This window comes from Arthrobacter sp. U41 (assembly GCF_001750145.1).
In the GTDB taxonomy this organism is placed as follows: domain Bacteria; phylum Actinomycetota; class Actinomycetes; order Actinomycetales; family Micrococcaceae; genus Arthrobacter.
Genome location: NZ_CP015732.1, coordinates 1735744 through 1761379, shown reverse-complemented (window position 1 = coordinate 1761379; position 25636 = coordinate 1735744). Strand labels below are relative to the sequence as shown.

At 66.9% G+C, this 25636-nt stretch carries 21 protein-coding genes; 11 read left to right on the top strand and 10 right to left on the bottom strand.

Annotated elements, in window-relative coordinates; genetic code table 11:
• Positions 1-2 precede the first annotated feature (2 nt).
• Together ASPU41_RS08205 and ASPU41_RS08200 are read right to left on the bottom strand one after the other, a co-directional pair.
• A complete protein-coding gene (locus ASPU41_RS08205) occupies positions 3-590 on the bottom strand; it encodes a dihydrofolate reductase family protein (protein ID WP_069950508.1) in 588 nt (195 codons plus the stop codon).
• Positions 591-640: 50 nt separating this feature from the next.
• Positions 641-1882, bottom strand: a complete 1242-nt coding sequence (locus ASPU41_RS08200; protein WP_069952566.1) for an FAD-dependent oxidoreductase — start codon at positions 1880-1882, stop codon at positions 641-643.
• A 93-nt stretch (positions 1883-1975) separates the two neighbouring features.
• On the opposite strand from ASPU41_RS08200, the gene nadE reads away from it, so the two are divergent.
• A complete protein-coding gene (gene nadE / locus ASPU41_RS08195) occupies positions 1976-2797 on the top strand; it encodes an ammonia-dependent NAD(+) synthetase (protein ID WP_069950507.1) in 822 nt (273 codons plus the stop codon).
• Positions 2798-2918: 121 nt separating this feature from the next.
• Here nadE and ASPU41_RS08190 read toward each other — a convergent pair whose 3' ends face one another.
• Positions 2919-3704, bottom strand: a complete 786-nt coding sequence (locus ASPU41_RS08190) for an IclR family transcriptional regulator (RefSeq protein WP_069950506.1) — start codon at positions 3702-3704, stop codon at positions 2919-2921.
• A 202-nt stretch (positions 3705-3906) separates the two neighbouring features.
• Here ASPU41_RS08190 and ASPU41_RS08185 point away from each other — a divergent pair, with 202 nt between their 5' ends.
• The 4 genes from ASPU41_RS08185 to ASPU41_RS08170 all read left to right on the top strand — a co-directional run bounded on the left by ASPU41_RS08185 (position 3907) and on the right by ASPU41_RS08170 (position 9541).
• Positions 3907-4662, top strand: a complete 756-nt coding sequence (locus tag ASPU41_RS08185) for a CoA transferase subunit A (protein ID WP_069950505.1) — start codon at positions 3907-3909, stop codon at positions 4660-4662.
• 33 nt (positions 4663-4695) lie between these two features.
• Complete coding sequence (locus tag ASPU41_RS08180; protein WP_069950504.1) at positions 4696-5382, top strand: 3-oxoacid CoA-transferase subunit B; 687 nt, start codon at positions 4696-4698, stop codon at positions 5380-5382.
• Positions 5379-6563: an acetyl-CoA acetyltransferase gene (locus ASPU41_RS08175; RefSeq protein ID WP_069950503.1), complete on the top strand. Its 1185-nt coding sequence runs from the start codon at positions 5379-5381 to the stop codon at positions 6561-6563. Before ASPU41_RS08180 ends, ASPU41_RS08175 begins: the two co-directional genes overlap by 4 nt.
• Positions 6564-6727: 164 nt before the next feature.
• Positions 6728-9541, top strand: a complete 2814-nt coding sequence (locus ASPU41_RS08170) for a LuxR C-terminal-related transcriptional regulator (RefSeq protein ID WP_069950502.1) — start codon at positions 6728-6730, stop codon at positions 9539-9541.
• A gap of 11 nt (positions 9542-9552) precedes the next feature.
• Here the strand turns inward: ASPU41_RS08170 and ASPU41_RS08165 are convergent, their stop codons facing one another.
• The 5 genes from ASPU41_RS08165 to ASPU41_RS08145 all read right to left on the bottom strand — a co-directional run bounded on the left by ASPU41_RS08165 (position 9553) and on the right by ASPU41_RS08145 (position 17469).
• Positions 9553-10374, bottom strand: coding sequence for a hypothetical protein (locus ASPU41_RS08165; protein WP_069950501.1), 822 nt, complete (start codon positions 10372-10374; stop codon positions 9553-9555).
• A gap of 123 nt (positions 10375-10497) precedes the next feature.
• Entirely contained in the window at positions 10498-12831 is a 2334-nt protein-coding gene (locus tag ASPU41_RS08160) for a hydantoinase B/oxoprolinase family protein (protein WP_069950500.1), read from the bottom strand.
• Between the two features lie 64 nt (positions 12832-12895).
• Positions 12896-15022 (bottom strand): hydantoinase/oxoprolinase family protein, encoded by a 2127-nt coding sequence (locus tag ASPU41_RS08155; protein WP_069950499.1) that lies wholly within the window; start codon positions 15020-15022, stop codon positions 12896-12898.
• Between the two features lie 27 nt (positions 15023-15049).
• Positions 15050-15490: an acetone carboxylase subunit gamma gene (locus tag ASPU41_RS08150; protein WP_231941210.1), complete on the bottom strand. Its 441-nt coding sequence runs from the start codon at positions 15488-15490 to the stop codon at positions 15050-15052.
• Between the two features lie 50 nt (positions 15491-15540).
• Complete coding sequence (locus ASPU41_RS08145; protein WP_069950497.1) at positions 15541-17469, bottom strand: hydantoinase/oxoprolinase family protein; 1929 nt, start codon at positions 17467-17469, stop codon at positions 15541-15543.
• A gap of 267 nt (positions 17470-17736) precedes the next feature.
• Here ASPU41_RS08145 and ASPU41_RS08140 point away from each other — a divergent pair, with 267 nt between their 5' ends.
• The 6 genes from ASPU41_RS08140 (at position 17737) to ASPU41_RS08115 (ending at position 24635) form a co-directional block, all read left to right on the top strand.
• On the top strand, positions 17737-18078 hold the full coding sequence (locus ASPU41_RS08140) for an iron chaperone (RefSeq protein ID WP_069950496.1): 342 nt from the start codon (positions 17737-17739) through the stop codon (positions 18076-18078).
• Between the two features lie 38 nt (positions 18079-18116).
• On the top strand, positions 18117-19172 hold the full coding sequence (locus tag ASPU41_RS08135; RefSeq protein ID WP_069950495.1) for a zinc-dependent alcohol dehydrogenase family protein: 1056 nt from the start codon (positions 18117-18119) through the stop codon (positions 19170-19172).
• A 144-nt stretch (positions 19173-19316) separates the two neighbouring features.
• On the top strand, positions 19317-19634 hold the full coding sequence (locus ASPU41_RS08130) for a hypothetical protein (RefSeq protein ID WP_069950494.1): 318 nt from the start codon (positions 19317-19319) through the stop codon (positions 19632-19634).
• A gap of 9 nt (positions 19635-19643) precedes the next feature.
• Positions 19644-22364, top strand: coding sequence for a PEP/pyruvate-binding domain-containing protein (locus tag ASPU41_RS08125; RefSeq protein WP_069950493.1), 2721 nt, complete (start codon positions 19644-19646; stop codon positions 22362-22364).
• 115 nt (positions 22365-22479) lie between these two features.
• Positions 22480-23637, top strand: coding sequence for an alpha/beta hydrolase (locus tag ASPU41_RS08120; RefSeq protein ID WP_231941206.1), 1158 nt, complete (start codon positions 22480-22482; stop codon positions 23635-23637).
• A gap of 59 nt (positions 23638-23696) precedes the next feature.
• Entirely contained in the window at positions 23697-24635 is a 939-nt protein-coding gene (locus tag ASPU41_RS08115) for an alpha/beta fold hydrolase (RefSeq protein WP_083266424.1), read from the top strand.
• Between the two features lie 12 nt (positions 24636-24647).
• Here the strand turns inward: ASPU41_RS08115 and ASPU41_RS22605 are convergent, their stop codons facing one another.
• Both ASPU41_RS22605 and ASPU41_RS08110 read right to left on the bottom strand, forming a co-directional pair.
• Positions 24648-24824, bottom strand: a complete 177-nt coding sequence (locus ASPU41_RS22605) for a hypothetical protein (RefSeq protein WP_157356967.1) — start codon at positions 24822-24824, stop codon at positions 24648-24650.
• Positions 24821-25579: a glycosyltransferase family 2 protein gene (locus tag ASPU41_RS08110; RefSeq protein ID WP_069950492.1), complete on the bottom strand. Its 759-nt coding sequence runs from the start codon at positions 25577-25579 to the stop codon at positions 24821-24823. The genes ASPU41_RS22605 and ASPU41_RS08110 overlap by 4 nt, the downstream gene beginning before the upstream one ends.
• Positions 25580-25636 lie beyond the last annotated feature (57 nt).

The window sequence follows — 25636 nt, the reverse complement described above, 5'->3', positions numbered from 1 at the left end:
CCTTAGCCGGCGGAACGCCCTCTGCCGACCGCGTACTCGAGCTCGACCAGCCCGGCGTCATAGGTCTTCGAGCTTCGCAGGCTCAGCAGCGTCGGGTCCCCGCCGGCCGGGAACACGCCGCGCCCGGCGCCGATCGCGATCGGCATGACAACCAGGCGCACGGCGTCCACTTCGCCGGCCGCGAAGAACGCCTCGCTCAGTGTCAGGCTGCCCCACAGCACAATGGTGCCCTTGACCGCGAGCTTGATCCGGCGGATCGCCTCGACCGCATCGCCGGATTCAATGGTCGCCGCGGGCAGGTCGCCCCACGGCGCGGTCTTGAGCCGGCGGGAGAACACGAAGCGGCGGAGGGCGTTCAGGGCGGGCGCAATGATTTCCCCTTCCGATGCCGGCGTTGGCCAGAATTCCACGAACATGCGGTACGTGGATGCCCCCAGCACCATGGCGTCCACGGTGTCGAGCCATGCCAGCTGGTTTCGGTCGAACTCTGCTGTCCCGCCCGCGAGCATCTCGTAGGCGGTGAATTCGTTGTTGGTGTTGGCCGCGAATCCGTCGGCTGTCACGAATTCCTGGACAACCAGTTGCCCCATGATCGGCTCCTCATCTCTGCTACGAACGCTGCGGCAACGAACCGCTCAGGCTACGAACGCTGCGGGGTGCGGCGTGCGAAGGCGGGCGCATGTTCTGGCCGCGGCCCGAAGGCGACGAAGCGCGGAAGTAATTTGCCGGCGGCCGGGATGTGCCCTCCCACGAACAGCAGGACAGCCGGCACCCCGGACCGCTTTCCGGTCAGGATCGGCTCGAACACCAGACGCTGCAAGACCCTCTGCAACGTCTGCACAACAATGGTGGGCATCCGCCGGCGTCGTTCCACTTTCGCCAGGTCCGCGCGGGAGACCCGGCCACGGAGCAGCACCGGGGCCAGGCAGTCCGCGGCGGCCACGGCGTCCTGGATCGCCAGGTTGATCCCGACGCCGCCGGCCGGTGACATGGCGTGCGCGGCGTCGCCGATGCAGAGCAGCCCGTTGATATGCCATTTGCGCAGCCGGTCCAGGCGCACGTCGAGCCAGTGCAGGTCGTCCAGCGAAGCAATGGCGTCAACGCGGTCGGCGAGGTCCGGGCGGAGCGCCGCGACCCGGCGTCGGAAGCTTTCGACACCCTCGGCCCGGATCCGGGCATCCGCACTCTTCGGGGCAAGGTAGCCCATCTGGTAATAATCGGTGCGGTTCAGCGCCACCATGGCCTCGCCCCGGCCGAACGCGGGCACGATGCCCGCCACGGCGCCCTGCTCGGAGGCATAGCGCGGCAGACGGAACCACCAGGTGTCGAACGGCACCCGGTACTCCTTCGGCGCCAGCCCGGCCGCGCGTCGCAGGATGGAATGGCGCCCGTCCGTCGCCACCACCAGATCCGCCCGGATCTCCCCGTCGGCACCCTCCGCGGTCCGGTAACGGACGCCGGTGACGCGCCCGCCGTTGCGGAGCAGCCCGGTGGCGGCGTGGTTCATCCGCAGGGTGAATGACGGTTCCTCGGCCGCGGCTTCGGCAAGGAAGTTCAGGAAGTCCCATTGTGGCATCATGGCGACGTAGTTGTACGGCGGCGGCAACGCATCGAAGTTGCCCATCGTCACCGGCGGCCCGCCCGGGACCGGGAAGGCGACGTTGGTCAACCGGCTTTGGGGCAGCCGGCGGAATTCCTCGCCGAGGCCCAGTTCGTCAATCAGCCTGACGGTCGAGGCGTGGACGGTGTCGCCGCGGAAGTCCCGGAAGAAGTCGGCGTGTTTCTCCAGCACCGTCACGTCCACCCCGGCCCGGGCCAGCAGCAGCCCCAGCATCATCCCGGCCGGCCCTCCGCCGACCACCACGCATCCCGTCGTCTCCATGGCCATACGCTACGCCTGCGCGGGATACCGCGGGAGGGGTTTTCGCAAGGACTCAGTTGAGTCCTGTTGGCACTGCTGGCTAGGCTGTGAAGCATGCGCGAACTCCAGGTGAAGATCATTGAAGAAATGGGCGTGCAGCCCCGGATCGACCCAGCCGAGGAGGTGCGCAAACGCGTCACGTTCCTGAAGGACTACCTCAAGACGACCCAGACCAGGGGCTTCGTCCTCGGGATCTCCGGCGGGCTGGACTCCTCCCTCGCGGGCCGGCTGGCCCAGCTGGCCGTCGAAGAGCTGACAGCCGAAGGTGTGGATGCAAACTTCGTCGCCGTCCGTCTGCCCTACGGCGTGCAGCACGACGAGCACGACGCCCAGGCAGCCCTGGACTTCATCCAGGCCAAGACCGAGTGGACCTTCAACATCTCCGCCGCGGTGGACGGCTTCGAGGAAGAATTTGAGCGGACCGTGGGCAACGGGATCTCCGACTTCCACAAGGGCAACACGAAGGCCCGCACCCGCATGATCGCGCAGTACGCCCTTGCCGGCGAGCACAACTATCTGGTCATCGGCACAGACCACGGCGCGGAATCAGTCATCGGATTCTTCACCAAGTACGGCGACGGCGGTGCCGACATCCTGCCGCTGTTCGGCCTGAACAAGCGACAGAACCGCGCCCTGCTCGCCGAGCTGGGCGCCCCGGCCCGGATCTGGGAAAAGGTTCCCACGGCTGACCTCCTCGACGGCCAGCCCGGCCGCACCGACGAGGACGAACTGGGCCTCAGCTACGACACGATCGATGACTACCTCGAAGGCCACGACATCCCCGTGGCCGCGGCCGAGCTGATCGAACAGAAATACCTCCGCAGCCGGCACAAGCGCACCGTCCCGGTCACCATCTTCGACACTTGGTGGAAGTAGCCCGCCCCAGGAAGTCATCCGTCCGTCCGTCCAGGGGCACTTTGAGCACTGGCCGGACGGTTTCGGCGCCCCGGGCCGGCGTGTCCGTGTCAATGTGCCCCGCGACGGCAGGCGGCTACCGCTAGGCGCCGCCGGGCGACCGGGTCAGCAGGGTGGAGATCCGGTGCGCCTCATCCATCAGGAGGCGGCCCAGCATCTCCTGCCGCTCCCCCTTGAAACGCGGCTCAATTCCGGTCAGCGACAACGCCCAGGCGGGGCGCCCCCGCTGGTCGAAGACCGCTGCCCCCATCCCCCAGCTGCCCTCCAGCACCAGCCCGGGATTGACCGAGTAGCCGGCCTGGCGCGTCGCGGCCAGGTTGGCCCGGACCAGGGCCTCGGTGTGCGCGGCCGCGAAATTTCCCGCATGCGCGGCCCAGTCCGCGAGCAGCTCCTCCTGCTCCGCCTCGGGCAGGAACGCCATGATGGCGGTCCCGGCGGAGGCGACCCCGAGTGGGAAACGGACGCCCTCGTGAAGCACGAAGGACCGCACCGGGAAGCTGCCCTCCTCCCGGAGCAGGCACACCGTTTCGGCGCCGCGGCGGATGGAGAAGAATGCGCTTTCGCCGGTTTCCTCGGCGAGCCGGCGGAGGCTGGGCCGGGCGATGTCCTCCAGCGGGAACCGGGCCGAGGCCACCGAACCCATCAGCAGGATCTCCGGACCCAGCACCCAGCTGCCGCTGACCGGGTCCTGGTCCAGCAGCCCCTCGGCGGCCAGCGAACTGAGCAGGCGGTGCACGGTGGGGCGGGTGAGCCCGGATTCCCGGACGAGTTCCACAAGCGGGGAGCCCTCCGGTTTCCGCCCGACGATGCGCAGCAGGGACGCCACGCGGCTGACGACTTGTGCTCCCTGGACCGGTAATGAAGACATCTTTTTTCCTCGGACTTTGCGTTAGATCCATCCAAACCATCCACATTGTGGATAGCCACCAGCCTACCGTCCACACTGTAAAAAAGGCACGGTTGAGAGCAAAATCGTCCATTGACAGTCCCCGTTTCGGCCCCGTAGGCTCCAACAGCAGAGGAACAGTCCACAAAGTGGATTGCGTCAAGAGCTCAATGAGGAGAATGCGATGTCAAAGCTGAAATCCGGAGCGGCCGCCGCGCTGCAGGACGTACTGCGGGATGGCATGACGCTCGCCGTCGGAGGCTTTGGCCTCAGCGGCATCCCGGCTGATTTGATCGAGGCGGTGCGCGACTCGGGCGTCAGGGACCTCACCGTGGTGTCCAACAACATGGGCGTGGACGGTAAAGGCCTCGGCATACTGATCGAAGCTGGACAGGTCCGCAAGGTCATCGCCTCCTATGTGGGCGAGAACAAACTATTCGCTGAGCAGTACCTGGCCGGCAAGCTTGAGGTTGAGTTCACCCCGCAGGGCACCCTGGCCGAGCGCCTCCGCGCCGGCGGCGCCGGCATCCCGGCTTTCTACACCAAGACCGGCGTCGGGACCCTTGTCGCCGAAGGCAAGCCTCTCGCCGAGTTCGACGGCGAGACGTACGTCCAGGAACGCGCCATCAAGGCCGACGTTTCCCTGGTGCACGCCCACACAGCCGACACCGACGGCAACCTGATCTACCGCTTCACCGCGCAGAACTTCAACCCCGTCGTCGCGGCTGCCGGCGCCGTGACCGTCGCGGAGGCCGAGGTCATCGTCGAACCCGGCGTCCTGGACCCCCACCACATCATCACTCCCGGCGTTTTCGTCCAGCGCCTGGTCCGGGCCAGCAGCCGGGTCAAGGACATCGAACAGCGCACGGTCCGCCCCCGCGCCGAAGCCACCGTCCCCGCCGAGGCAGCCAGCACCGCCACCGCATCCGTTCCGGCCTGAGCGCCGGCCCCTACTTTCTTCAGGAGAAACACCATGGCTTGGACCCGGAATGAAATGGCTGCCATCGCGGCCGAAGAGCTCAACGACGGCGACTACGTCAACCTCGGCATCGGCATCCCCACGCTGGTCGCCAACAACCTGCGCGAGGGCGTCCGCGTCGTGCTGCAGAGCGAGAACGGCCTGCTCGGCATGGGACCGTTCCCCTACGAGGGCGAGGAGGACGCGGACCTCATCAACGCCGGGAAGCAGACGGTCACGGTCCTGCCCGGCGGCAGCATCTTCGACTCCGCGGCCTCCTTCGGCATGATCCGCGGCGGGCACGTCAAGGTCGCCATCCTGGGCGCCATGCAGGTCTCCGGTGACGGGGACCTCGCCAACTGGACCATCCCCGGCAAGATGGTCAAGGGCATGGGCGGCGCCATGGACCTCGTCGCCGGCACCCCCCGCGTCGTGGTCCTCACCGAGCACAATGCCAAGGACGGCACCGCCAAGATCGTCAAGGAATGCACCCTGCCCCTCACCGGGCTGAGCTGCGTTGACCGCATCATCAGCGACCTCGCCGTGTTTGACCTGGAAAAGGTCGGCGGCGTCCGGCAGCTCACGCTGACCCGCCTCGCCCCCGGGATGACCGTCGAGGAACTCCGCGGGAAAACCGGGGCCCGGTTCGACGTCGCCCCGTCCCTGGACACCACCCCCACCCTTGAAGGAGCAACCGCATGAGCCTGCGCGAACAGTTCGGCAAAGATGTCCTGCTGACCGGCTGGGGCCACAGCCGCTTCGGCAAACTCACGGACGAAACCCTCGAATCCCTGATCGTCCAGATCGCCACGGAGGCGATCGGCAACGCCGGGATCGAACCGGGCCAGATCGACGAAATTTACCTCGGCCAGTTCAACTCCGGCATGATGCCGCTGGCCTTCCCGTCCTCGCTGGCCCTGCAGGTCTCCGAGCAGCTGGCCAACGTCCCGTCCACCCGGGTCGAGAACGCCTGCGCCTCCGGATCGGCGGCATTCCAGCAGGGCACCAAGTCCCTGCTGGCCGGTACCGCCAAGACCGTCCTCGTGATCGGCGCCGAAAAGATGACGCACGCCGGGGCAGACGTCGTCGGCGCGGCCCTGCTCGGTGCCGACTACGACATGGCCGGCAAGGCCTCCAGCACCGGCTTCACCGGACTCTTCGCCGAGGTCGCCAAGCACTACGAGAAGCGCTACGGCCCGGTGTCGGACGTCCTGGGCACCATCGCCGCGAAGAACCACCGCAACGGCGTGGACAACCCCTACGCCCAGCTCCGCAAGGACCTCGGCGAGGAGTTCTGCCGCACCGTCTCGGACAAGAACCCGATGGTCGCCGACCCGCTGCGCCGCACCGACTGCTCGCCCGTGTCCGACGGCGCCGCCGCCGTTGTGCTGAGCGTCTCCCCCACCGGCGGGGCCACCGCCCCGGTCCGGCTCGCCGGGTTCGGCCACGCGAACGATTTCTTCCCCACCGAGCGCCGCGACCCCACCGCCTTCACCGCGACGCGGGCCTCTTGGCAGCGCGCGCTGGGGATGGCCGGCGTCGGGCTCGATGAGCTGGACTTCGCCGAGGTGCACGACTGCTTCACCATCGCCGAACTGCTTATGTACGAGGCCATGGGACTGACCGAACCGGGCCAGGGTTCCCGCGCCATCGAGGAAGGCTGGGTCTTCAAGGACGGCAAGCTGCCCGTCAACGTCTCCGGCGGACTCAAGGCCAAGGGCCACCCGGTCGGAGCCACCGGCGTCTCCCAGCACGTCATCGCCGCGATGCAGCTCACCGGCACCGCCGGTGCCATGCAGTTGACGAACCCGCGCCGCGGCGCCGTGCAGAATATGGGCGGGGTGGGCATCGCCAACTACGTCAGCGTCCTCGAAGCGGTCTAGGAACACCAACGCGGGGTCAGGTACGGCCCATTATCCCCACCTTCATGGGCCGTATCTGACCCCGCATTGGCGGTGCGCCCCTGTCTTTGATGCCGCGCTTCCCATAGGATTCCAGAGGGCCAAAATCCACTCCCGGCGCCCGCCGGACCACAAGGAGGTGGCGGATGCCCACAGGACCACCCAGTGCATCGAGCAAGTTCCGGGCGCCCGAGCCCGTCGGCCAGTGGGTTCACCGCACAAGGCTGACGGAGATGCTCCGCTCGGACCGGAAACGCCGGCTCGCGCTGATCCATGCCCCGGCCGGATTCGGCAAGTCAACCCTTGCCGCCCAATGGATGGAGATCCTCGCCGCCCAGGGCCTCGTCACGGTCTGGCTGTCCCTGGACCGGGACGACAACAACACCATCTGGTTCCTGTCCCATCTGCTCCAGGCAATCCGCAAGGCCCGTCCCGGACTTGACGAGGAACTGCAGCAGCTGCTGGAGGAGCGACCCGACGACGCCGAGCAGTACGTGGTCCCCGCCCTGATCAACGCCATCGACGAGGGCGGCCAGGACATCGTCATCACCCTGGATGACTGGCACCTGGTCACCGAGCCTAGAACCAGGGCGGTCGTGGAACGGCTGCTGGAAGCCGGCGGTTCACACCTGTCCTTCATCATCACCAGCCGCAACCGCTCGGGCCTGCCGCTGGGCCGGCTGATGGTGCGGGACCAGCTGATCGAAGTGGACGCCGTCGCACTGCGGTTCGATGAAAACGAGTCCCAGGACTTCCTGGTCGGCATCAACCGGCTCGATCTGGCTGCGGGGGACGTGTCCAGCCTCCACCGGACGACTGAAGGCTGGATCGCCGCGCTGCAACTGGTCTCGCTGTCCCTCAGGGACCACCGCGAGGCCTCGGACCTGATTGAACGGCTCTCCGGCAGGCACGCGTCCATTGGCGAGTATCTCGCCGAAAACGTCCTCGACACCCTGGACCCTGAAACACTGGATTTCCTCCTGATGACCTCGGTCCCGGAACGCCTCTGCGCGGGCCTGGCGTCCGCGCTCTCCGGCGTAGAACTGGGCCAGGCCATGCTGGAGAAGATCCAGGCACAGGATCTTTTCCTGCAACCGCTCGACGACGACGGCACGTGGTACCGCTATCACCACCTGTTTGAGGACTACCTGCGCCGCCGCCTGGAGCGCGACTACCCGGGCCGGACCAGGGAACTGAACCTGACCGCGGCCCGCTGGTATTCGGAAAACGGATTCCCCAGCGACGCGGTGGACCACGCCCTCGCCGCCGGGGACGTTGAGCTCGCCGTGGAAATCGTCGAACTCCGCGCGATGTGGCTGGTGGAGCACTCAAGCATGTCGACCCTGCTGGCACTCGTCGGCAAGATCCCGGCCGACCACGCGGCCGGGCAGGCCCGGCTCCAAACGGCAATAGCCTGGGCCCATACCCTGCTGAACCAGTCCGGAGCGGCGCAGAGTGCCCTGAACCTGGCCGAAGCCGTGATGCCCGCGGATGCAACGCTGACCGAACACGACCGTTTCGAACTGGGCGTCGAAGGGCTCGTGGTTCAAAGCTGCATCGACATGTACGGCGACAGAGTAAATCACGTGGATGAACTGGACGGGAAGTGCTTCGCCCAGGCGGACCTGCTCAGGCCATGGATCGTCTCGGTGGCAGCGAACGTGTCAACGTTCAAGAAGATCCACGACGGCGACTACAGCCGCGCCCTGGAACAACAGCGCTGGGCCTCGAAGTTCCACGGCCAGACGTCGGGCCCCTTCAGCGGTGTGTATGGACACTGTTTTGCCGGTCTTGCCGCCTACGCCCTGCTCGATCTGGACCGGGTGGACCAGCACTTCACCGCGGCCGTGGAACTCGGCCGGCGCAAGGCCGGACGATACTCGCATGCGGCCCGGCTCGCGGGAGCGATGATGGGCCAGCTTCTTTATGAACGCGGCGAACTCGATAAGGCCGAGAAGCTGCTGGAGGAAACGCGCGAGCTGGGTTCCGAAGGCGGGGTGGTGGACTTCATGGTGTCCACCTACGCCACGCTGGCAAGAATCAAGGCACTTCGGGGGGACACTCCACGGGCCCGGGAAATACTCGACGAAGGTGATCTGGTGGCCGACAGCCTCGGCCTGGACCGGCTCAAACTGGTCATGAACCTGGAACGCGTGCAGTTGGGAATCAGCCCACGGACCGCCCACGACGAAACCGACGGTGACTTACTGGGAGCGGGAGCTGCCCGGCAAGCGGCGGACAGCACCGGACCGCGGCTGGAAGGGCTGGCCGAAACCAAGCACCAGATCCGGCTGGCCACGCAGCTGCGGTCCGCCCTGGCTGACGCCGGGCACGAAGGCCCGGCCTCCCCCCGGCACCTGGCAACGGTGGAAGGTGCCCGACGACTGCTGTCGCGGGCAGCAGCCTATTTGGGGCCGAGGGCGGAACTTAATGCCCGTATCCTGCTGGCGGCCGCGCTCGAACGGGCGGGGAACCGTGAGGAAGCCGAAACGACGCTCCTGCCCGCCCTCGACACGTGCTCCCGCCTGGGCTTGGTCCGGCCGGTGCTCGATGGCGGCGCAGGCTGCCTGGAGCTGGTGCGCGCCATCTCAGCCAGGCTGCGGCGCGAACCCGCCCCGGAGCAGGTCAGCCACGAGCTGCCGCGGTTCCTCAGTGTCCTCATCCGGCTGGATTCCCAGGCCAAGACCAGCCGGGATTCCGGGTGGTCTGCAGAGCCGGCCCGTACGGTCACCGGCCCGGGCACCGCCTCCGTGCCGGAACCGGGCCTGTCGCAACGCGAACAGACGATCCTGAGTCTGGTCGAGAAGGGCAGGTCCAACCGCGAAATCGCCCAGGAGCTGCATCTGGGCATCAACACAGTCAAGTGGTATCTCAAAAGCCTGTTCAACACGCTCGGCGTCAGTGACCGCCGGGCCTGCGTCACAGAGGCCCGGCGGCGGCACCTGCTCCCACCGAAGTGACCGTGGGGCAGTTACCCCAGGGTCTCCAGCCTGGCCAGCACGCCCTCCGGTGACGCGGCGCTGGGGAGCTCGCCCACGTAGAAGTCCCCGGCCGGGAGTTCGACGTCCGGCCCAAGCCAGAACCGTGCAGGGATGTAGGCGCCAACCGCAGGGTTCCCCTGCAGACGCACCCGGTCGTCGTCGAGCTGCCCCAGCGTCCACCGGTAGTTGCCGGCCAGATTGGCAATCGGGGTGTAGGCCTCCAGTGGAACGTGCACGCTGCGGGAGGCGCCGGCAGGCGTCCGGTTGTCCAGCAGGAGTCCCGCGATGGGCAGCCCGGCGAACGCCCGCAACCAGTCGCTGACGTACATGGAGGCATTCTCGGCGTTGTCGGCGTCGAGGTCGCTGGTGTCCTCCGCACCCGAGAAGTGGTGCGTGCCCACGAGCCACTCCATCGGCGACGGGATGCGCAGCACCACCGGCTGGCGGGCCGTCTTGGCGAACACGGTAACGAAGTCCAGCACCGCCCGGTTGAGGTCACCGTTTCCCAGCAACGTCCTCAGCGCGAAACCTGTCCGGGATCGGGCCGCCATCTCAGTTTCGAGTCCGGTGTTGCCGGCGGTTAAATGACCGTACAGCCGGTTCAGGTCCAAGAGCGCGACGTCCGGCCGGAGCAGGCCCTGGGCCTGGGCGAAGAATGCCGCGTACGCGGTGGGGTTGTCCCAGGGGACGGGCCCGCCCCGAAGAATCACGGACGCTGCGTACTCGTGGTGGTCGAACACCACAGCCTTCGGCCGCCCTGACGGAGGGGAGGCAACAACGTTGGCGAGGGTGGTGGCAGTGGAAGTGGTCATGACGTCTTTCTCCAAACTTTGGCTGATAGCGGCCTTCAGCGCCGCACCGTCCCGGCTGGGGAGGATGCGGCGCTGAAGGCTTCTTGAGGTGGTGCGTCTCGGGCCGGGACGGACCCCAACGGGCTAGGACTTCCGGTGCACAACTTCCCCGTGCTTCAATTCGAGCTCGCGGATCCGGTCCTCCAGTGCGCTGATTTTGACTTCCCTGCGGTCCGGAAGCATGATCAGCGGCAGCTTGTCGATCGTCGCCTTGACCCGTTCCGGCCCGTTGTTGGTGAAGTGGGTGGCAGTGAGCTCCTCGGTATCGTCGCCCCAGGACCCGTAGTAGAGCAGGTCCTTCGGCGGCTCGGCTTTCACGTAGCCCTCAAGGAACTCCTTGTACGGCTTGCCGCGGGCGATCCGGGCCCGCCGGGAGTCGCGGCGCAGCTGGGTGGTTGCCTCCTGGTCCACCACAAAGGTCTCAGGATCCCAGACGACGCCGTAGATGGTGGTGGCGACCTTCGGTGAAATGCGGCCGAGTTCCAGGTCCTTGGCCACCGCTTCCGGATCACGTTCCAGCACGTCGCCATACCCGCCGCCGGAGCCCTGGGCGATCATGTACATCTCGCCGTCCTTGGCGACATCGAACTGCAGGCCCATATGGGAAGTGGTGTATTTGCCGCCCTCATAGGGCTGCTCGTTCATGATCCGTTCCATGGAGAGATCGAACTTGCTGGAGTCCTTGCGGATGACGTCGTAGATGTTGATGCCCTTGACCATCGCCAGCGGAGTGGTGCTGCAGCCGTAGCCGCCGAACATTCCCGTGACCGAGGAGAACTTCGACCCCGAGGTAACGGTCATGAAGCCCCACATCGGTGTTCCCTCGGCGGCAACGATCATCTCGTAGCCCATGCCGCCGCTGTTCTTGCCGAAGCCCTGGTTGTCGCGGACGATCCGCTTGCTGACCAGCTGCATAAAAGGAACTTCCTCTTCCATGACTTCCTGTTCGGCAGTGTCAGCCATGGCACAGAACAACGGTGAGACGGCGTCTTCACCGTCACGGAACGCCTTGGCGCCGCCGCCCATGCCGTTGAGGTCTGCGCACAGGTTTCCCACCTGGTCGCCGTGCTGGGTCAGGCCGCCCCACAGGAAGGTGTTGATCTGGTTGAACCACGGAGCCAGGACATTGGAGAACTTCTCCGGGTTGGAGAACTGCATCTTGGCAAAGGCTGTCTGCAGGGCTGAGAAGCCGCGGAACGAGGCCTGCAGCGACTGCCCCATCGGCGCATCGTAACCGGCGTCGGCCCACGTGTGCTCATCCGAGATGATGTCGATGGGCGACATCGCCGAGGTACAGCGGGGCAGGTCCGGCCACCAGAACGCCAGGATCGCCTGCATCATCATCGACTTGACCGAGCACAGCGGGGAGTTGATGGCCCTGTTGAGGATTTCAGGACCCGTGCCCCTCAGGTCCACGGTCATTTTGTCACCCTTGACGGTCACCTTGCAGGCGAACTTGATCAGGATGTTTTCCTTGAGCGTGGAGTCCATGAACTGATTGAAGGACACCGTTCCGTCCGGCAGTTCGCTGATGCGGCGCTTGACTTCCTGCTCCACGTCTTCAACGGTGACGCGCAAGGCGGCGACGAAGGTCTCCACTCCCACTTCGTCGATGATGCTGTCGACGCGTTCCTGGATGCGCTGGACGGCACCGATCTTGACCTTGAGGTCGGCCAGCTGCAGCTTGGGGTCGCGAACCGAGTGCTGCAGGAACGTCAGCAGGTCCCGGCGCAGGTCACCTTTCTCCACGATCTTGAAGGGCGACATCCGGAGCCCGTCGTCGAACGGGGTCTCGGAGCCTGACGGCATCCCGCCGGGCTCGCAGGCCCCGTTTTCGCCTTCGTGAATGGTCGCGGCGACCCAGGCGATGATCTTTCCGTCGCGGAAGATCGGCATGATCATGGACTGGTCCGTGTTGTGGACGTTTCCGTACCGGGCATCGTTGTGGATGAAACCATCGCCGGGGTTGATCCCCACCGTCGGCTCGTCCTTCCAGTACTTCATGATGTAGCGGATCGGGTGGTGCAGGATCGCGGAGAACGCGATCACGCCGTGGCAGGACAGGTAGGTGACGTCCCCTTCGGCGGTGTAGATCGCCGTCGTCAGGTCCCCCCATTTGGCGCCGGGAGCGGCGCCCATGGCCTCGCACATTTCGTAGCCCTCATCCAGGGCGCCGGCGAGGCGCTTGCGGATGCGGTCCACCTTGATCGGGTCCACGCCCTTGGAGATGCACTCGTCCTCGTAGGCGGAGCGGGAGGTGATCTGGTGGCTGCGCATGATGGCCGGGTCGGGGCCGAGGAAGAGGGTTGTTTCGTCCATAAACTGGTCCACCCACTGCTGCTCCTGGGCAGTCAGCGGCTGGGAGGCTTCTTCTCCGGCTGCGCCGGTGGTGCTGTTTTCATTTGCTGTAAGCGTCATTGCTGTCGAGCTCCTTCAATGGGATTAGCTGGAAGGTCTGGATGTGGATCCGTGCGGCACGGGATCAGTCTTTGAGAAACCACACGGCTCCCTGGGACGTCGGTTCCAGGCGCCAGCCCGGTTCAACCAGATACGTGGTGTTTTCTGTGGTGACGATGGCGGGGCCGTGGATGACGTGCTGGTGGTGGAGGGCCTCGGCGTCGTACACCGGGGTATCCACGGCTCCGTCGGTCTTCACGAAGTGGACCTGCCGGGTGCCGACAGGGCTGGGCATTGTCCGGTCGTGTCCGGAGTCGATCGAGTCGAACTTGACCACGTCCCCGTCCACATAGGACGACACCCGCACGGTCTGGGCCCGGATGCCGGCCTCGGGGGCCTGGCTGCCGGCGCCGTAGCGCTTCCCGTAGATATCCGAGAACGTCCGGATCAGGTGCAGCACGTCGGCGACGCCGTTCACACGGTTGATGTCGAAAACGACGGCCGTGGTCACCAGCTGGTTGCCGTAGCGCATGTCCATTTCGAGGCTGTAGCGGATGTCGGCGGCGTCGTACCCCTGACGGATCAGGTCTTCCTTGCCCTTGGCTTCCAGCTCCTGGATGACGTTGTTCAGTTCGTCGTAGCTTTGGTAGAGGCTGCGGTCCGTGGGGTTGTACAACACCACATGGGAGCCGCGCTCATGGATGTGGAGGGGTTTCATGTTGCCGGCGCCGCAGGCCGAGAATACCGAGGAAAAGGGCGGCGCGAGGATCCTGCGGATGCCGGCGTGATCGGCGATGCCGCAGGCGTGCAGGGGTCCGTTGCCGCCATAGGCCAGCATGGTGAAGTCTTCCGGGAGGTATCCCCTGACGCGCAGCTCCTTGGCCATTCCGATCGCCATCTGCTCGTCGACCGCATTCTTGATGATCTTGGCGACCTGGATGGTGTCCATGTCCAGCTCGTCGGCGAGAACCTCGTCGATTGCGTAGACGGAGCGCTTCTTGTTCAGCTTGATGTAGCCGTTGGCGTAGTTGTCCGGATCCAGGTAGCCCAGGACCAGGTCAGCGTCCGTGACCGTGGGGCGGAGGCCGCCGCGGTCGTAGCAGGCGGGGCCGGGGTCTGAACCTGCTGATTCCGGACCGATCTGTACCGCATGGTGGATGCGGTCATAACTGGCAATCGAACCCCCGCCCGCACCCAGCGTCAGCAGGTGAATCATGGGCACCGATACCAGCCAGCGGCCGATGGTCGGCTGGAAGTCGTAGTGCTTGACTCCGCCTTCCGGGACCAGGCCGATATCGAAGGACGTGCCGCCCATGTCCGTCGAAATCACGTTTCCCAGCCCGGTGCTGTGGGCCAGGTGCTGGGCAGCGCCCACGCCGGCGATGGGTCCGGAGTGGATGGTCTGCAGGGCATCCGTCGAGTTGGACTGCGCCATGCCGCCCGAGTTGTGGATCACCAGCATGGGTTTGTCGTAACCGGAGGCACGCAGGTTGTTGGACAGCTGCCCCAGCGCGTGGAACATGATCTCGTGCAGGAACGCGTCCACGATCGTCGACGTCGCCCGGACATACTCGCCTTTTCGGCCCGACACCTGGCTTCCGAGCAGGACCGGGATGGCCCCGAGCTCGTGGGCCGGGTACTCGTCCAGGATGATCTCCAGGATCTGCTGCTCATGGACCGGGTTCTCGGTCGAGTTGACCAGGGAGACCACAATCGCTTCCGCCCCGGCGTCCACGAGTTCGCGCACCTGGGTGCGGACATCGTCTTCCATCAGCGAGACGACCACCTTGCCGGCCGAATTGATTCGCTCCTTCACCGACCGGATCAGGGCGCGGGGCACGAGCGGATCCGGGCGGGTGGCGTCGGGCATGTTCTGCTGCTTGGAAGGGTCCAGTCCCTCGCCGTAGCCGCGGCCGCGGGAAAGCGGGATGGTGTCCTCGAAGCCGTGGGTGACCAGCGCCCCCACACGGGGGCCCTTGCCTTCGATCAGGGCGTTGGTGCCGAGGGTGGTGGCATAGCGGACGGAATCGACTTCCTTCAGGACGAGGTCCCGGTCCAGTCCGGCGCGTGAGCAGGCGAGGTCGAGTGCTTCGTTGAAGCCTTGGGCCAGATTGTGGTGCGTTGTGAGCGCCTTTGCTTCAACGTACTGGTCTTCCCAGGCAAAAAAACAGTCGGTAAATGTGCCGCCGATGTCGACGGAAATTCGCTTCATGACCAGTGGTCTCCTTTATTCCAAGTACTAGCTGAACGAATGGGGGGAATGGTTGTGGGTGTTGTAGGAGCCGAGCGCCGGGGTGAAATCGGCAACCGCCTCTTCACCGGGTCCGTAGTTGATGACGATCTCAGGCTTGGTGCCCCGCTTGAGCCATGTTTCGCGGAGCGAGTCGATGTCCCACAGCATGTCCACCGTGGGCGGGTGTCCCGGCGGTACGTACTCCGTTTCCAGCTGGGTTCCGCATCCCGGGCAGTAGAACTCGAGAATCCGGCAGAATGTGGGGTCCGGAGCGAACGTGAATTCATACTTCTCCGGGTCCAGGATCGACTGGTGGATTTCCGTGGGGTCCCGGTCGTAGACCAGGGTCCCCTCCTTGTAGTTGCCTCTGGCCTCGCCGAGGTCGTGGTTGCATACCTTGCAGTTCCACCGCTCGGTGTCGAGATCGATGATCAGATATTCCGTCATTGGAATTCGCATAGCGTGTCTCACCTGTTCTTGCTGATGGATGTGTGGGGTTACTTCTGGATGGTGTCTGTGAGCATGAGGTCGCCGGAGACCGTCACATCGAAGACCCAGCCGTGCGGCACACGGGCCGTGAAGTAGGGGCCTTCTACGATTGCGGGGCCCGCCGCCGAGGCCCCGGCCGTTTGGCTCTCCAGGTCGAAGACCTGAACCTCGTCGACCTTGTCCACGGCGGAGCGGACCTTCCGGGTGGAGGCGGCGACGGCGGGCGTCTTCGCCACTGATTCGGCCCGCCGGATCGATGCGTGCGGCAGTTCGTACCGGGCGGTCAGCGTCAGCATGGTGTTGTGTTCGCTGGTGCCGGGCTGCGGGTCGGAAGCCAGGTACGGCAGCTCGGACACCAGCTGCCCTTCGGCGTCCTCCAGCACTACGTTCCATTCGAGCCGGCATTCGTCAATTTCGTGGCCCTCCTGGAACATGTCCCGGGTGGCCCGGGCCAGCAGCGTCGCCTTGGTTGCACCGAAGTTTTGCTCGTCCATTCCCGCGACGTTGGCCTCGTAGGTCTGCGCAATGTCGGAGAAGCCGATTCCGAAGGCGGAGAAGACAGCGGCCATCTTCGGCACCAGGACGCGGCGGACACCGGCGATCCGGGCGGCACCACAGGCGCTCATCGGTCCGGCACCTCCAAACGCGGCAACCGTGGTGGCGTCCGCAGCCTCGACGTCGGCCGCGAAGGACTGCGACATGCGGGCGAAGTATGCGGCCTCCATCCGGATCAGGGCGTCATTCAGGGTAATCCCCAAAGGTTCCGCGATGACTTCGGTGATGACGGCGCGGGAGCGTTCGGCGTCAAGGCTGAACCCTCCGTCGAGGTAGGTGTCCGGATCGAGCACGCCGAGCAGCAGGTTTACATCCGTGATCGTGGCCTGCTTGCCGCCAAAACCAAAGCAAGCAGGGCCCGGTGCGGCTCCGACGCTCTCGGGCCCGACGGTGATGACGCCGTCGCGGACGGCGATGACAGAGCTGCCCCCCACTCCGCTGGAATGGACGTTGCTCATCTCGAACGACATCGGAACCCCCTGGATCGAGCCCCTGCGCTCCGTCGAGATGGTCGAGTTCTTCACCGAGCCGACGTCCGTGGTGGTGCCGCCGACGTCGATCATCAGAACGTGCGCGAGTCCATAGGCCTCCGAGAGGGCCTTGGTCCCTTCCAGCCCGCCGCGGGGGCCCGAAGAGTAGGTCTTCAACGCGACCGACTTGGCCACCCGTGACGAAGCGCCGTCATTGCGGTAGATCAGGAGCGGGTTCTTGACCTTGTGGTCCCGCAGCCGGTGCTCGGTGCTGTAGAGAAACCGTTCCATGGTCGGATGCAGGAAGGAGTTGATGATTCCTGACCACACGCGCCGAGCCTGGACGGTGTCGGGCGTGAATTCCCAGGAGAACAGCATGGGCACCGAGCCCAGCAGATGGCGGGGGAACTTCCGGAGCAGGACGCCTTTGACGGCCTTCTCCCTGGTGCGGTCCGCCATGGCGATGACAAGCCGTGCGGCGCCGTCGGTCGTCAGCCGGTTGACGTGCTTGACGATCTCCTGGGCGAGCTCCTCCGCGTCCTGTTCAGCGTTGATGACTGCCACCCGTGTGCCGACGAGGTCTTCGAACAGCTCAGCTGCCGCCCCGCCGTTGCGGAGCTCGCCGGCCAGCGTGGGGCTGTCGGTGAGGATGCCAATCCTGGGTCCCTTGCGCTCCACGAGGGCGTTGGTGCCCTGGGTGGTGGAGTACCGGATATGACGTGTGGAGTGCAGCAGCCCGGGGAGATCCTCTTCGCCGAAGATTTCCTTGGAAGCTTTGGCCATGCCGTCGAAGAGACACTGGGAGAGGTCAAAGGGCGTCGTGAGAGTCTTCGTGAACGAAAAATTCTCACCGTCCCAGACACAAATATCGGTCAGTGTCCCACCGTTGTCGATGTTAATGAGCCGTTCCATTGATACTCCTTTGTATGTTGAGGCGCGGTGACACCAGCGGCGTATTCCTCACCTTGCGACTGTGATCCAAGCCACATTGAGGACTGGTCTCAGTGTGGCTCAGCAGCCGGAGTGGCCCGCAACCACCTGACCGGGTGGACTATCCGGGGCCCGGTCGGCTACCCGGGTGGGTAGCGGCCTGCGAAAACCAACGCGGGGTCAGATACGGCCCATGCCGGGCGGCTTAATGGGCCGCATCTGACCCCGCGTTGGCAGTAGACTCCGGGCATGGGATCCGTCGATGACGCGCTGGCTGCCCTGCCTGAACCGGCCCGCGCTGCCTTGCAGCGGGTCATCGCCGTGGCCCGGGCAGAAGCCCCCGACGCCGTGGATGGCGTCAGCTACGGCATGCCCGCGCTGAAGGTTCAAGACAAGCCGCTCATCGGAGTCACGGCGAGCGGCAGGCACTTCTCGGTCTTCCCGTTCTCGGCGCGGGTGGTGGACGCCGTCGCGCCCCGGCTTGAGGGCTTCTCGGTCTCCAAAGGGACCATCCGCTTCACAGTGGACCACCCCGTCCCCACCGAAATCCTGACGGAAATCGTTCGGCTCCGGCTCCGGGAGATCACCTAGACTCGAGTCCATCCCCGCCCGCAACTTGAGGAGCCTCCATGCGCGCCACGATCATCCACGCCCCCGGCGACATCCGGGTCGAGGACCGTGACTATCCCACGGTCCAGCTGCCCACCGACGTCGTCGTCAAGGTCACCGCCACGTGTGTCTGCGGCTCGGACCTGTGGCCCTACCGCGGCGTGCGGCCCACCCGCAAACCCACCGCGATCGGCCACGAGTTCATCGGCACCGTGGAAAGCATCGGCTCAGGAATCACCAGCCTGGCGGTCGGAGACCTCGTGATCGCGCCGTTCGTGATCAGCTGCGGCGCCTGCCCCCAATGCCTCAACGGCGTCACCGTGGCCTGCGAGCACCTGGCCGGCTGGGGCGGCAGGGACGACACCGGTCACGCGATCGACGGCGGCCAGGGCCAGGCGGTCCGCGTCCCGCTGGCCGACTCCACCCTGGTCAAGGTTCCCGGGATCACCGAGCCGGACGATGCCCTCCGGAACAGCCTGCTCACGCTCTCCGACGTGATGGCGACCGGCCACCACGCCGCCCTCGCCGCGAAGGTGGGCCCGGGCCGCACCGTCGTGGTGGTGGGCGACGGCGCCGTCGGGCTCTGCGGGGTGCTGGCCGCCAAGCGCCTCGGCGCGGAACGGATCATCGCGATGTCCCGGCACGCCGACCGGCAGGCCATCGCCCGCGAGTTCGGGGCCACCGACATCGTGGCGGAGCGCGGCGACGACGGCGTCGCCAAGGTCCGCGAACTCCTCGGCGGAGTGCTGGCCGATTCCGTCCTTGAGTGTGTCGGGACCAAGGAATCCATGGACCAGGCGCTGCACAGCACCCGCCCGGGCGGCGCGCTGGGCTTTGTCGGCGTTCCCACCGGCGGCGGAGAGGTCCCGCTGCGCCACCTCTTCGATACGAACATCTCCATCGGCGGCGGGATGGCCCCGGCGCGGACCTACATCCCGGAGCTGCTGGCGGACGTCCTCGCCGGCACGATCAATCCGGGCCGCGTCTTCGACGTTGTGATGCCGCTGGAGGACGCCGCCGAGGCCTACCGCGCCATGGATGAACGGCGCGCCATCAAGGTCCTGCTGACCCCCTGACGGAACGCCCAAACGGCGGCGGCGCCGGGATTGCCCGGCCCCGTCCGGGAACCCCTGGACCGGCTCGTGTTCCGGCTCTTGTTCTGGCAGGGCGCGGGGTCTACCGTGAAGCGCATCAGCATCCGCCGCCGTTGAGGAGCCGTCATGGCCAGGTTTGTGCAGATCATCGAATTCCAGACCTCCCGCATCGAGGAAATCGAAGCGCTGGGCCGGCCGTCCCGGACTGAAGGAAGCACCCCGCCCACCTTCCGCCGGATCCTTGCCACCGCGGACCGCGACCGCCCCGGAACGTATCTCACCCTGGTCGAATTCGATTCCTACGACTCGGCCATGGAGAACTCCGCACGGCCCGAGACCTCGGACTTCGCCGCACGGATGGCCGCCCTCTGCGACGGGCCGCCGGTGTTCCGCAACCTGGACGTGATGTGGGAGGACACCGGCAGCCCAACGGACCTTCCGTAGGGGCCCGCCATGGATTCCGCACGTCCTGACCCGCCGGCCGGGAGTTCCCCGGCCGGACCTCTCGTGCTGAACCTCAGCAGCGCCGGCACGGTTCCCCTGCACCTGGTGGGGGGCAAGGCCCTGAATCTCGGCAGACTCCTGGCGGCCGGCCTGCCGGTCCCGCCCGGGTTCTGCCTGACCACCGCCGCTTACGAACTGGCGGCACCGCCCGGGCTGGAGGCCCTCGCGGCCGAGCTCGACGCGATTGGATCCGGGGCAGGGACGGCGGCAGTCCGGACCGCGGCAGACCCGGGGGCCCTGGGCACCGTCGCCGGGCGGGCCCGGGCACTGATCGCGGAAGCGCCGATCCCGCCCGAGGTCGATGCCGCCGTCCGCACCGCCTACGCCGAAATGGGCGGAACCCTGCCGGTGGCCGTCCGCTCCTCCGCCACGGCGGAGGACCTGCCCTTCGCCAGTTTCGCCGGCCAACAGGACTCCTACCTCGATGTCATCGGCGCCGACGCCGTGGTCGGGGCGGTCCGGCGCTGCTGGGCGTCCCTCTGGAGCGACCGTGCGGTGGCGTACCGGTCGGCCAACGGCATCAGCAACCGCGACGTCGGGCTCGCCGTCGTCGTCCAGACCATGGTTGACGCCGCCACGGCCGGGGTGCTGTTCACCGCAAATCCCGTCACCGGGACCCGGACGGAGACGGTCATCAATGCGAGCCCCGGCTCGGGGGAGGCCGTGGTCTCGGGAGCGGTCAACCCGGACCAGTTCGTGCTGGACACGGCTTCCGGTCAGGTCAGGCTGCGAACGCCGGGAGGGACGGGCCCCGGGCGCGGCCCCGCACTGAGCGACCCGCAGCTGCAGGAACTCACGGCGCTGGGCGGCGGTGTGCAGCGCCTCCTCGGGGCGCCGCAGGACATCGAATGGGCCATCGACGCCACGGGCCGGATCTGGCTCACCCAGTCCCGCCCGATCACAACGCTCTATCCCCTGCCCGAACCCGCGCCCGAGGATGCCGGAGCGGGTGCCGCGGCCCCCGCCCGGGTGTACCTGTGCGGCACCCTGTTCCAGGGGCTGACCCGGCCGATCACGCCGATGGGGCTGGCCGTCCTTGAGATGATGCGCAATGGCAAGGGGCCCTGGCGGTACGTCAACCCCGGGATGCGGATGTACGTGGACCTGACAGCTGTGCTCCGCAGCAAGTCGGGCCGGGCCTACCTGCTGAAATTGCTCCCCCTGGCGGACGGGCGATCCGGCGCCGTGCTTCCGGCACTGCTCGAGGATCCGAGGTTCGATGTCATTGAGCGCCCGTTGCTGGGAACCCTGCGCAAAGCCGGTGCAAAACGCGGCCGCCCGAACCCGACCCGCCGCCCCGGCGGCACGGAGAATTCAGCCAGCCTCGGTCTCATCCTGGGGCTCCTTCCCGCGATGATCCGGCCCGCCTTCCGGCCCGCCGCTGAGCTGCGGCGGGCGAAGAACTACGGCAGGCGGCTCGAATCCGAGCTCCGGCTGGCCGAACCCGCCAGCTCCGCCCAGCGGCTGGACTTCACCGAGCAGATCCTGGGCCGGACCATTAACGGTCTGATCATGGCCACCCTGCCGGGCCCGTCCCTGGGCTACATCATGCTGGCGGTGGCCCGGCGGCTGCTGCGCGGCATCGCGCCACCCCGTGAGCTGGAAGCGGTCCTGCGCGGCCTCCCCCACAACATCACAACCGAAATGGACCTGGAACTCTGGCAGCTCGCCGTTTCCATCGGCGACGACCCGGTCTCGCGCGGGGAGTTCCTGGCGAAACGTCCTGAGGAGTTGTCCGCCGAATATCTCGCCGGCAAGCTGCCGCCCCAGGCCCAGGCGGGGGTGCGCGGCTTCCTCGCCCGCTACGGCCACCGCGCCGTGGCGGAAATCGATCTCGGCATGCCCCGCTGGTCCGAGCAGCCCGACCACATCCTCGGCATGATCTCCAACTACCTGCGCGTCGAGGATCCGGAGCAGGCTCCCGACCGGCAGTTTGCCCGGGCAGCCGAGCACGCCGAGGACAGGATCCGCAGCCTGGTGGCCCGCGCGCGGGTCCGGAGCCCCTGGCGCGCGCGGGCGCTGGAGCTCAGCCTGCGCCGCGTGCGGCAACTGGCGGGACTGCGCGAACTCCCCAAGTTCTACATCGTGGAGGTGCTCGGCGAGATGCATCGGCAACTGGATCGGATCGGCGCGGATCTGGCCTCAGCCGGCTCGATCGCCACCGCCGATGACGTCTTCTTCCTTGACTTCGACGAGATCCGCGTGGGCCTGCGCGGCGCGGATCTGCACGGCATCGTCGCGGACCGCCGGCAGCTCTACGCCATTGAACTGCGACGCCGGCGCATCCCGCGGCTGCTGCTCTCCGACGGCACCGACGTCGAGGCCGCGATGATGGCGAAATCACCGGCATCCGGTGCCCTGACCGGGACCCCGGCCTCGGCAGGCACCGCCACCGGAAAGGTCAGGGTCATCCTGGACCCGGTTGGTGCCCATCTGGAACCCGGCGAAATCCTGGTGGCGCCTTCCACGGACCCCGGCTGGACCCCCTTGTTCCTGACGGCCGGCGCGCTCGTTATGGAAATGGGCGGGGTGATATCCCACGGGGCCGTGGTGGCCCGGGAGTACGGCATCCCGGCCGTCGTGGGCGTCCCGGACGCCACGACACGGCTGCATACCGGCCAGTCCGTCACAGTCGACGGCGCGGCCGGCACCATCCGCACGGAGCCGTGACCCGGAGATGCGGAGCCGTACATCCGGAAATCCGTGCCGCCGTCTGCGGTGGGGTGCGAGGCAGGGCGGGCTGGCCTCACAGGTTTAGCACAGTTGTGCCAGATAGAATCGAACCATGACCACACCGGCACACCAGCCAACGCGCCACGAGTCGCCGTTTCGGCTGTCCCGGGAACGGACACCGCAACAGGCCGGTGGCACGTTCGCCCTGGCCCGCAGGACGAGGAACGTCCTGCGCAGGGTTCCGGTGTGGACCTGGCGGGTGCTGATGCACTCGGTGAAGGCCAGCGAGAACGCCCGCTTCAACGCCGACCCGATTACCGGCGTCGACTACTTCCACGACATCGATTTTGTGGGTGACGGCATCCGGGCGCACCGCCTCGACGTCATCAGCCCGCACCTTCCGGCCGGCACCTCGGCGGCCGGCTCCACGGGATCCCTGCCCGTCTACGTGTACTTCCACGGCGGCGGCTGGACTTCCGGGGACAAGGCCTCGCTGACCAAGTACTGCGCGAGCCAGGCCGAGGGCGGCATGGTGGTGGTCAACGTGAACTACCGGAAGGCGCCGCGCTTCCAGATGGCACACGTCCTGGCGGACGCCAACGCCGCACTGGCCTGGGTCCGGCAGAACATCGCCGGCTATGGGGGCGACGGATCGCGGATCATCCTCGGCGGCGACTCCGCCGGCGGGCAGATCGCGGCCCTCCTCACCGCGGCCAGCTTCCAGCCGGAACTGGCGCGGCACCACGGCCTGGAACCGGCCGTTCCGGGCTCCGACTTCAAGGGCCTGGTCCAGCACTGCAGCGTGGTGGATTTCTCCGTCTTCTTCGAAAAGGGCTTCGTGCTGAGCCTGAACTTCATCCGCATGCTGCTGCCCGGCCTCCGCTCCGGCGGCGGGAACAGCGGCAGGAGCCGGGGCATTGGCGGGGGACTGAGCCCCGCCTCCGGCGGCCGCTTTGGCGGCAGCGGCGCCGGCCGGCTGGAGGCCCTCCGCAGGGGCGCGGGCTTCCTCTCCCCGATCGAGTGGCTGGATTCCCGCTTCCCGCCGGTTTTTGTGACCACCTCGGAGCGGGACTTCTTCTACGCCGCAAACCTGAACTTCATTGCCCGGCTGCGCGAACATTCCGTCCCCGTGGACAGCCTCATCTACGACTGGGGCAACTCCAACACCGAACACACCTGGCAGCAGGACTTCCGCTACCCGGAATCGCAGGAAGTGTACCGCCGGCTCCATGCTTTCGTGCGCAAAGTGGCCCCGGCACCGGCAGGTTAGGCGCTGCCACTCGTGCCGGATCCGCCCAGCCGCAGCGGCACGGGGTTATTGTTTAGACCATGGTGTCTGCCGGCAGCAACGCACAGAGCAATCCGGAACCCGAGGGGTTCGGATCGGCGCTGGTTGACGAAGCCGCCCGCCGGGATGCCGCCCTCGGCGACGTGGACTGGACCGCACTTCCCCACGGCGCGGTGCGGGGCACCTTCGATGCCCCCAGCGGAACACTCGCCACCCTCTCCATGGGCACCCCGGGCAGCCCTCGGGTGCTCCTGATTCCCGGGGCCACCGGATCCAAGGAAGACTTTGTCCTGATGCTGCCCGAACTCGCCGCTGCCGGGTACTTTGTCCTGAGCTGCGACATCGCCGGCCAGTACGAATCCGCCGCGGCGGGCCCTGAAAACCTCGTGCCTCCGCGCGCCCACTACGACTACGATTTGTTCACCAACGACCTGATCGCCTTGCTCGACGCGGAAGAGGGCGCCGCGCACGTCGTCGGCTATTCCTTCGCCGCGTTCGTGGCCCAGCTGGCGCACTCCCGGCGCCCGGAAAAGTTCCGGAGCCTCACGCTGCTGAGCTGCCCGCCCGAGCCCGGCCAGGCGTTCGGCGGAGTCCAGCGCATCGGCCGGTTCAGCGGCCTGGCCAGCCCGCGGGTCGGCGCCGCACTGATGATCCTGGGCATCCGCATCAACGTCGTGCACGTCCCGCCAAACCGGATTCGGTTTGTGAAATACCGGTTCCGGTTCACCCGCCGGAGCTCCGTGAGTGACATCTTCGGGCTGATGCAGCATGCACCCGACCTGAGAGCGGTGCTGGCCGCTGCGCCGCTGCCGAAATTCGTCGCCGTCGGCGAGCATGACCTCTGGCCGCTGGTGTTGCACCGCCGCTTCGCGCAGTCGATCGGTGCCCGAATTGCGGTCTACCGGGGCGGGCACAGTCCCAGTGAGACCTCGCCGCATCAGATGAGCCGCGACCTGATCGCGTTGTACGGGTCCGCCTAACGCGTGTCACCGTCAGATGCGAAGTGCGAACCCTGGAGCGCGTCGATGCTCCACAAGGAGTACTGCAGGGTCCTGGCCGTCGGCCACCAGCCGCTCCCGGAGCCGCGACAGTGCCGGGCCGCGTTCGTCGAGAAACTCCTGGAGCGCGTCGGCAGCCCCGGCTTTGCTCAGGTCGCGATAGTTAGTCATGGCAACACGCCGTTGCGCCCGTGCTCGCGCTCCCACTGCCGGCGGCGGCGGCGCCGCCGGAACGGGCCCTCCTGCTTGAACTCGACACCGAACGTGGTCCACGCCATCGCCAGCCGGCGGCCGACGGAGTGCCAGTCCGCCAGCGGCCGCGCGGAGACCTGCACGCGCAGGGTGGGGTCACCGATAACCGTCACCTCGGGCGGGATCTGGTAGGAGATGTCCAGATCATCGTGCACCGGCGGAAGGCCCCGGTGGACGGAGCCCCGGATCCGGTCCCAGACCTTCGACCGCAGGGCGAAATTTGAGCCAAACAGCGGAGGATGACCCAGCAGCCAGCCGATGGCCCAGAAATACCCGGGAATGTAGACGCTCGTGCCCACCCACCGGGCGAACCGCGTTTCGCCGTAGAAGTCGCCAGGACCGGAGACGGCGGACAGCGGGCCCGCCTTTTCCAGGATGGTTTCAACCCGTTCGAGCCAGTCGGCGGGCGGGACCGAGTCCGTGTCCAGCCTGGCAATCACTTCGTAGCGGGCTTCGTCGAAACCGCGTGCTGTGGAGGCGGCGATGCCGGGGAGTTCGACGGCGATCCGCCGTGCGCCCGCGGCGGCACAGACCTCTGCGGTGTTGTCAGTGCTGCCGTTGTCCACCACCACGATTTCGTCGGCCGGACGGGTCTGCCGGGCCAGTGCTGCAAGGCAGACGGCGAGCATCTCGGCGTCGTTCCGGGTAGGGATAACCACCGAGATCGTTGTCATATTGCCCCGATATTAGCCCGATACACAACGAAATGCCCCCGTCGGCCTCTTGCACCG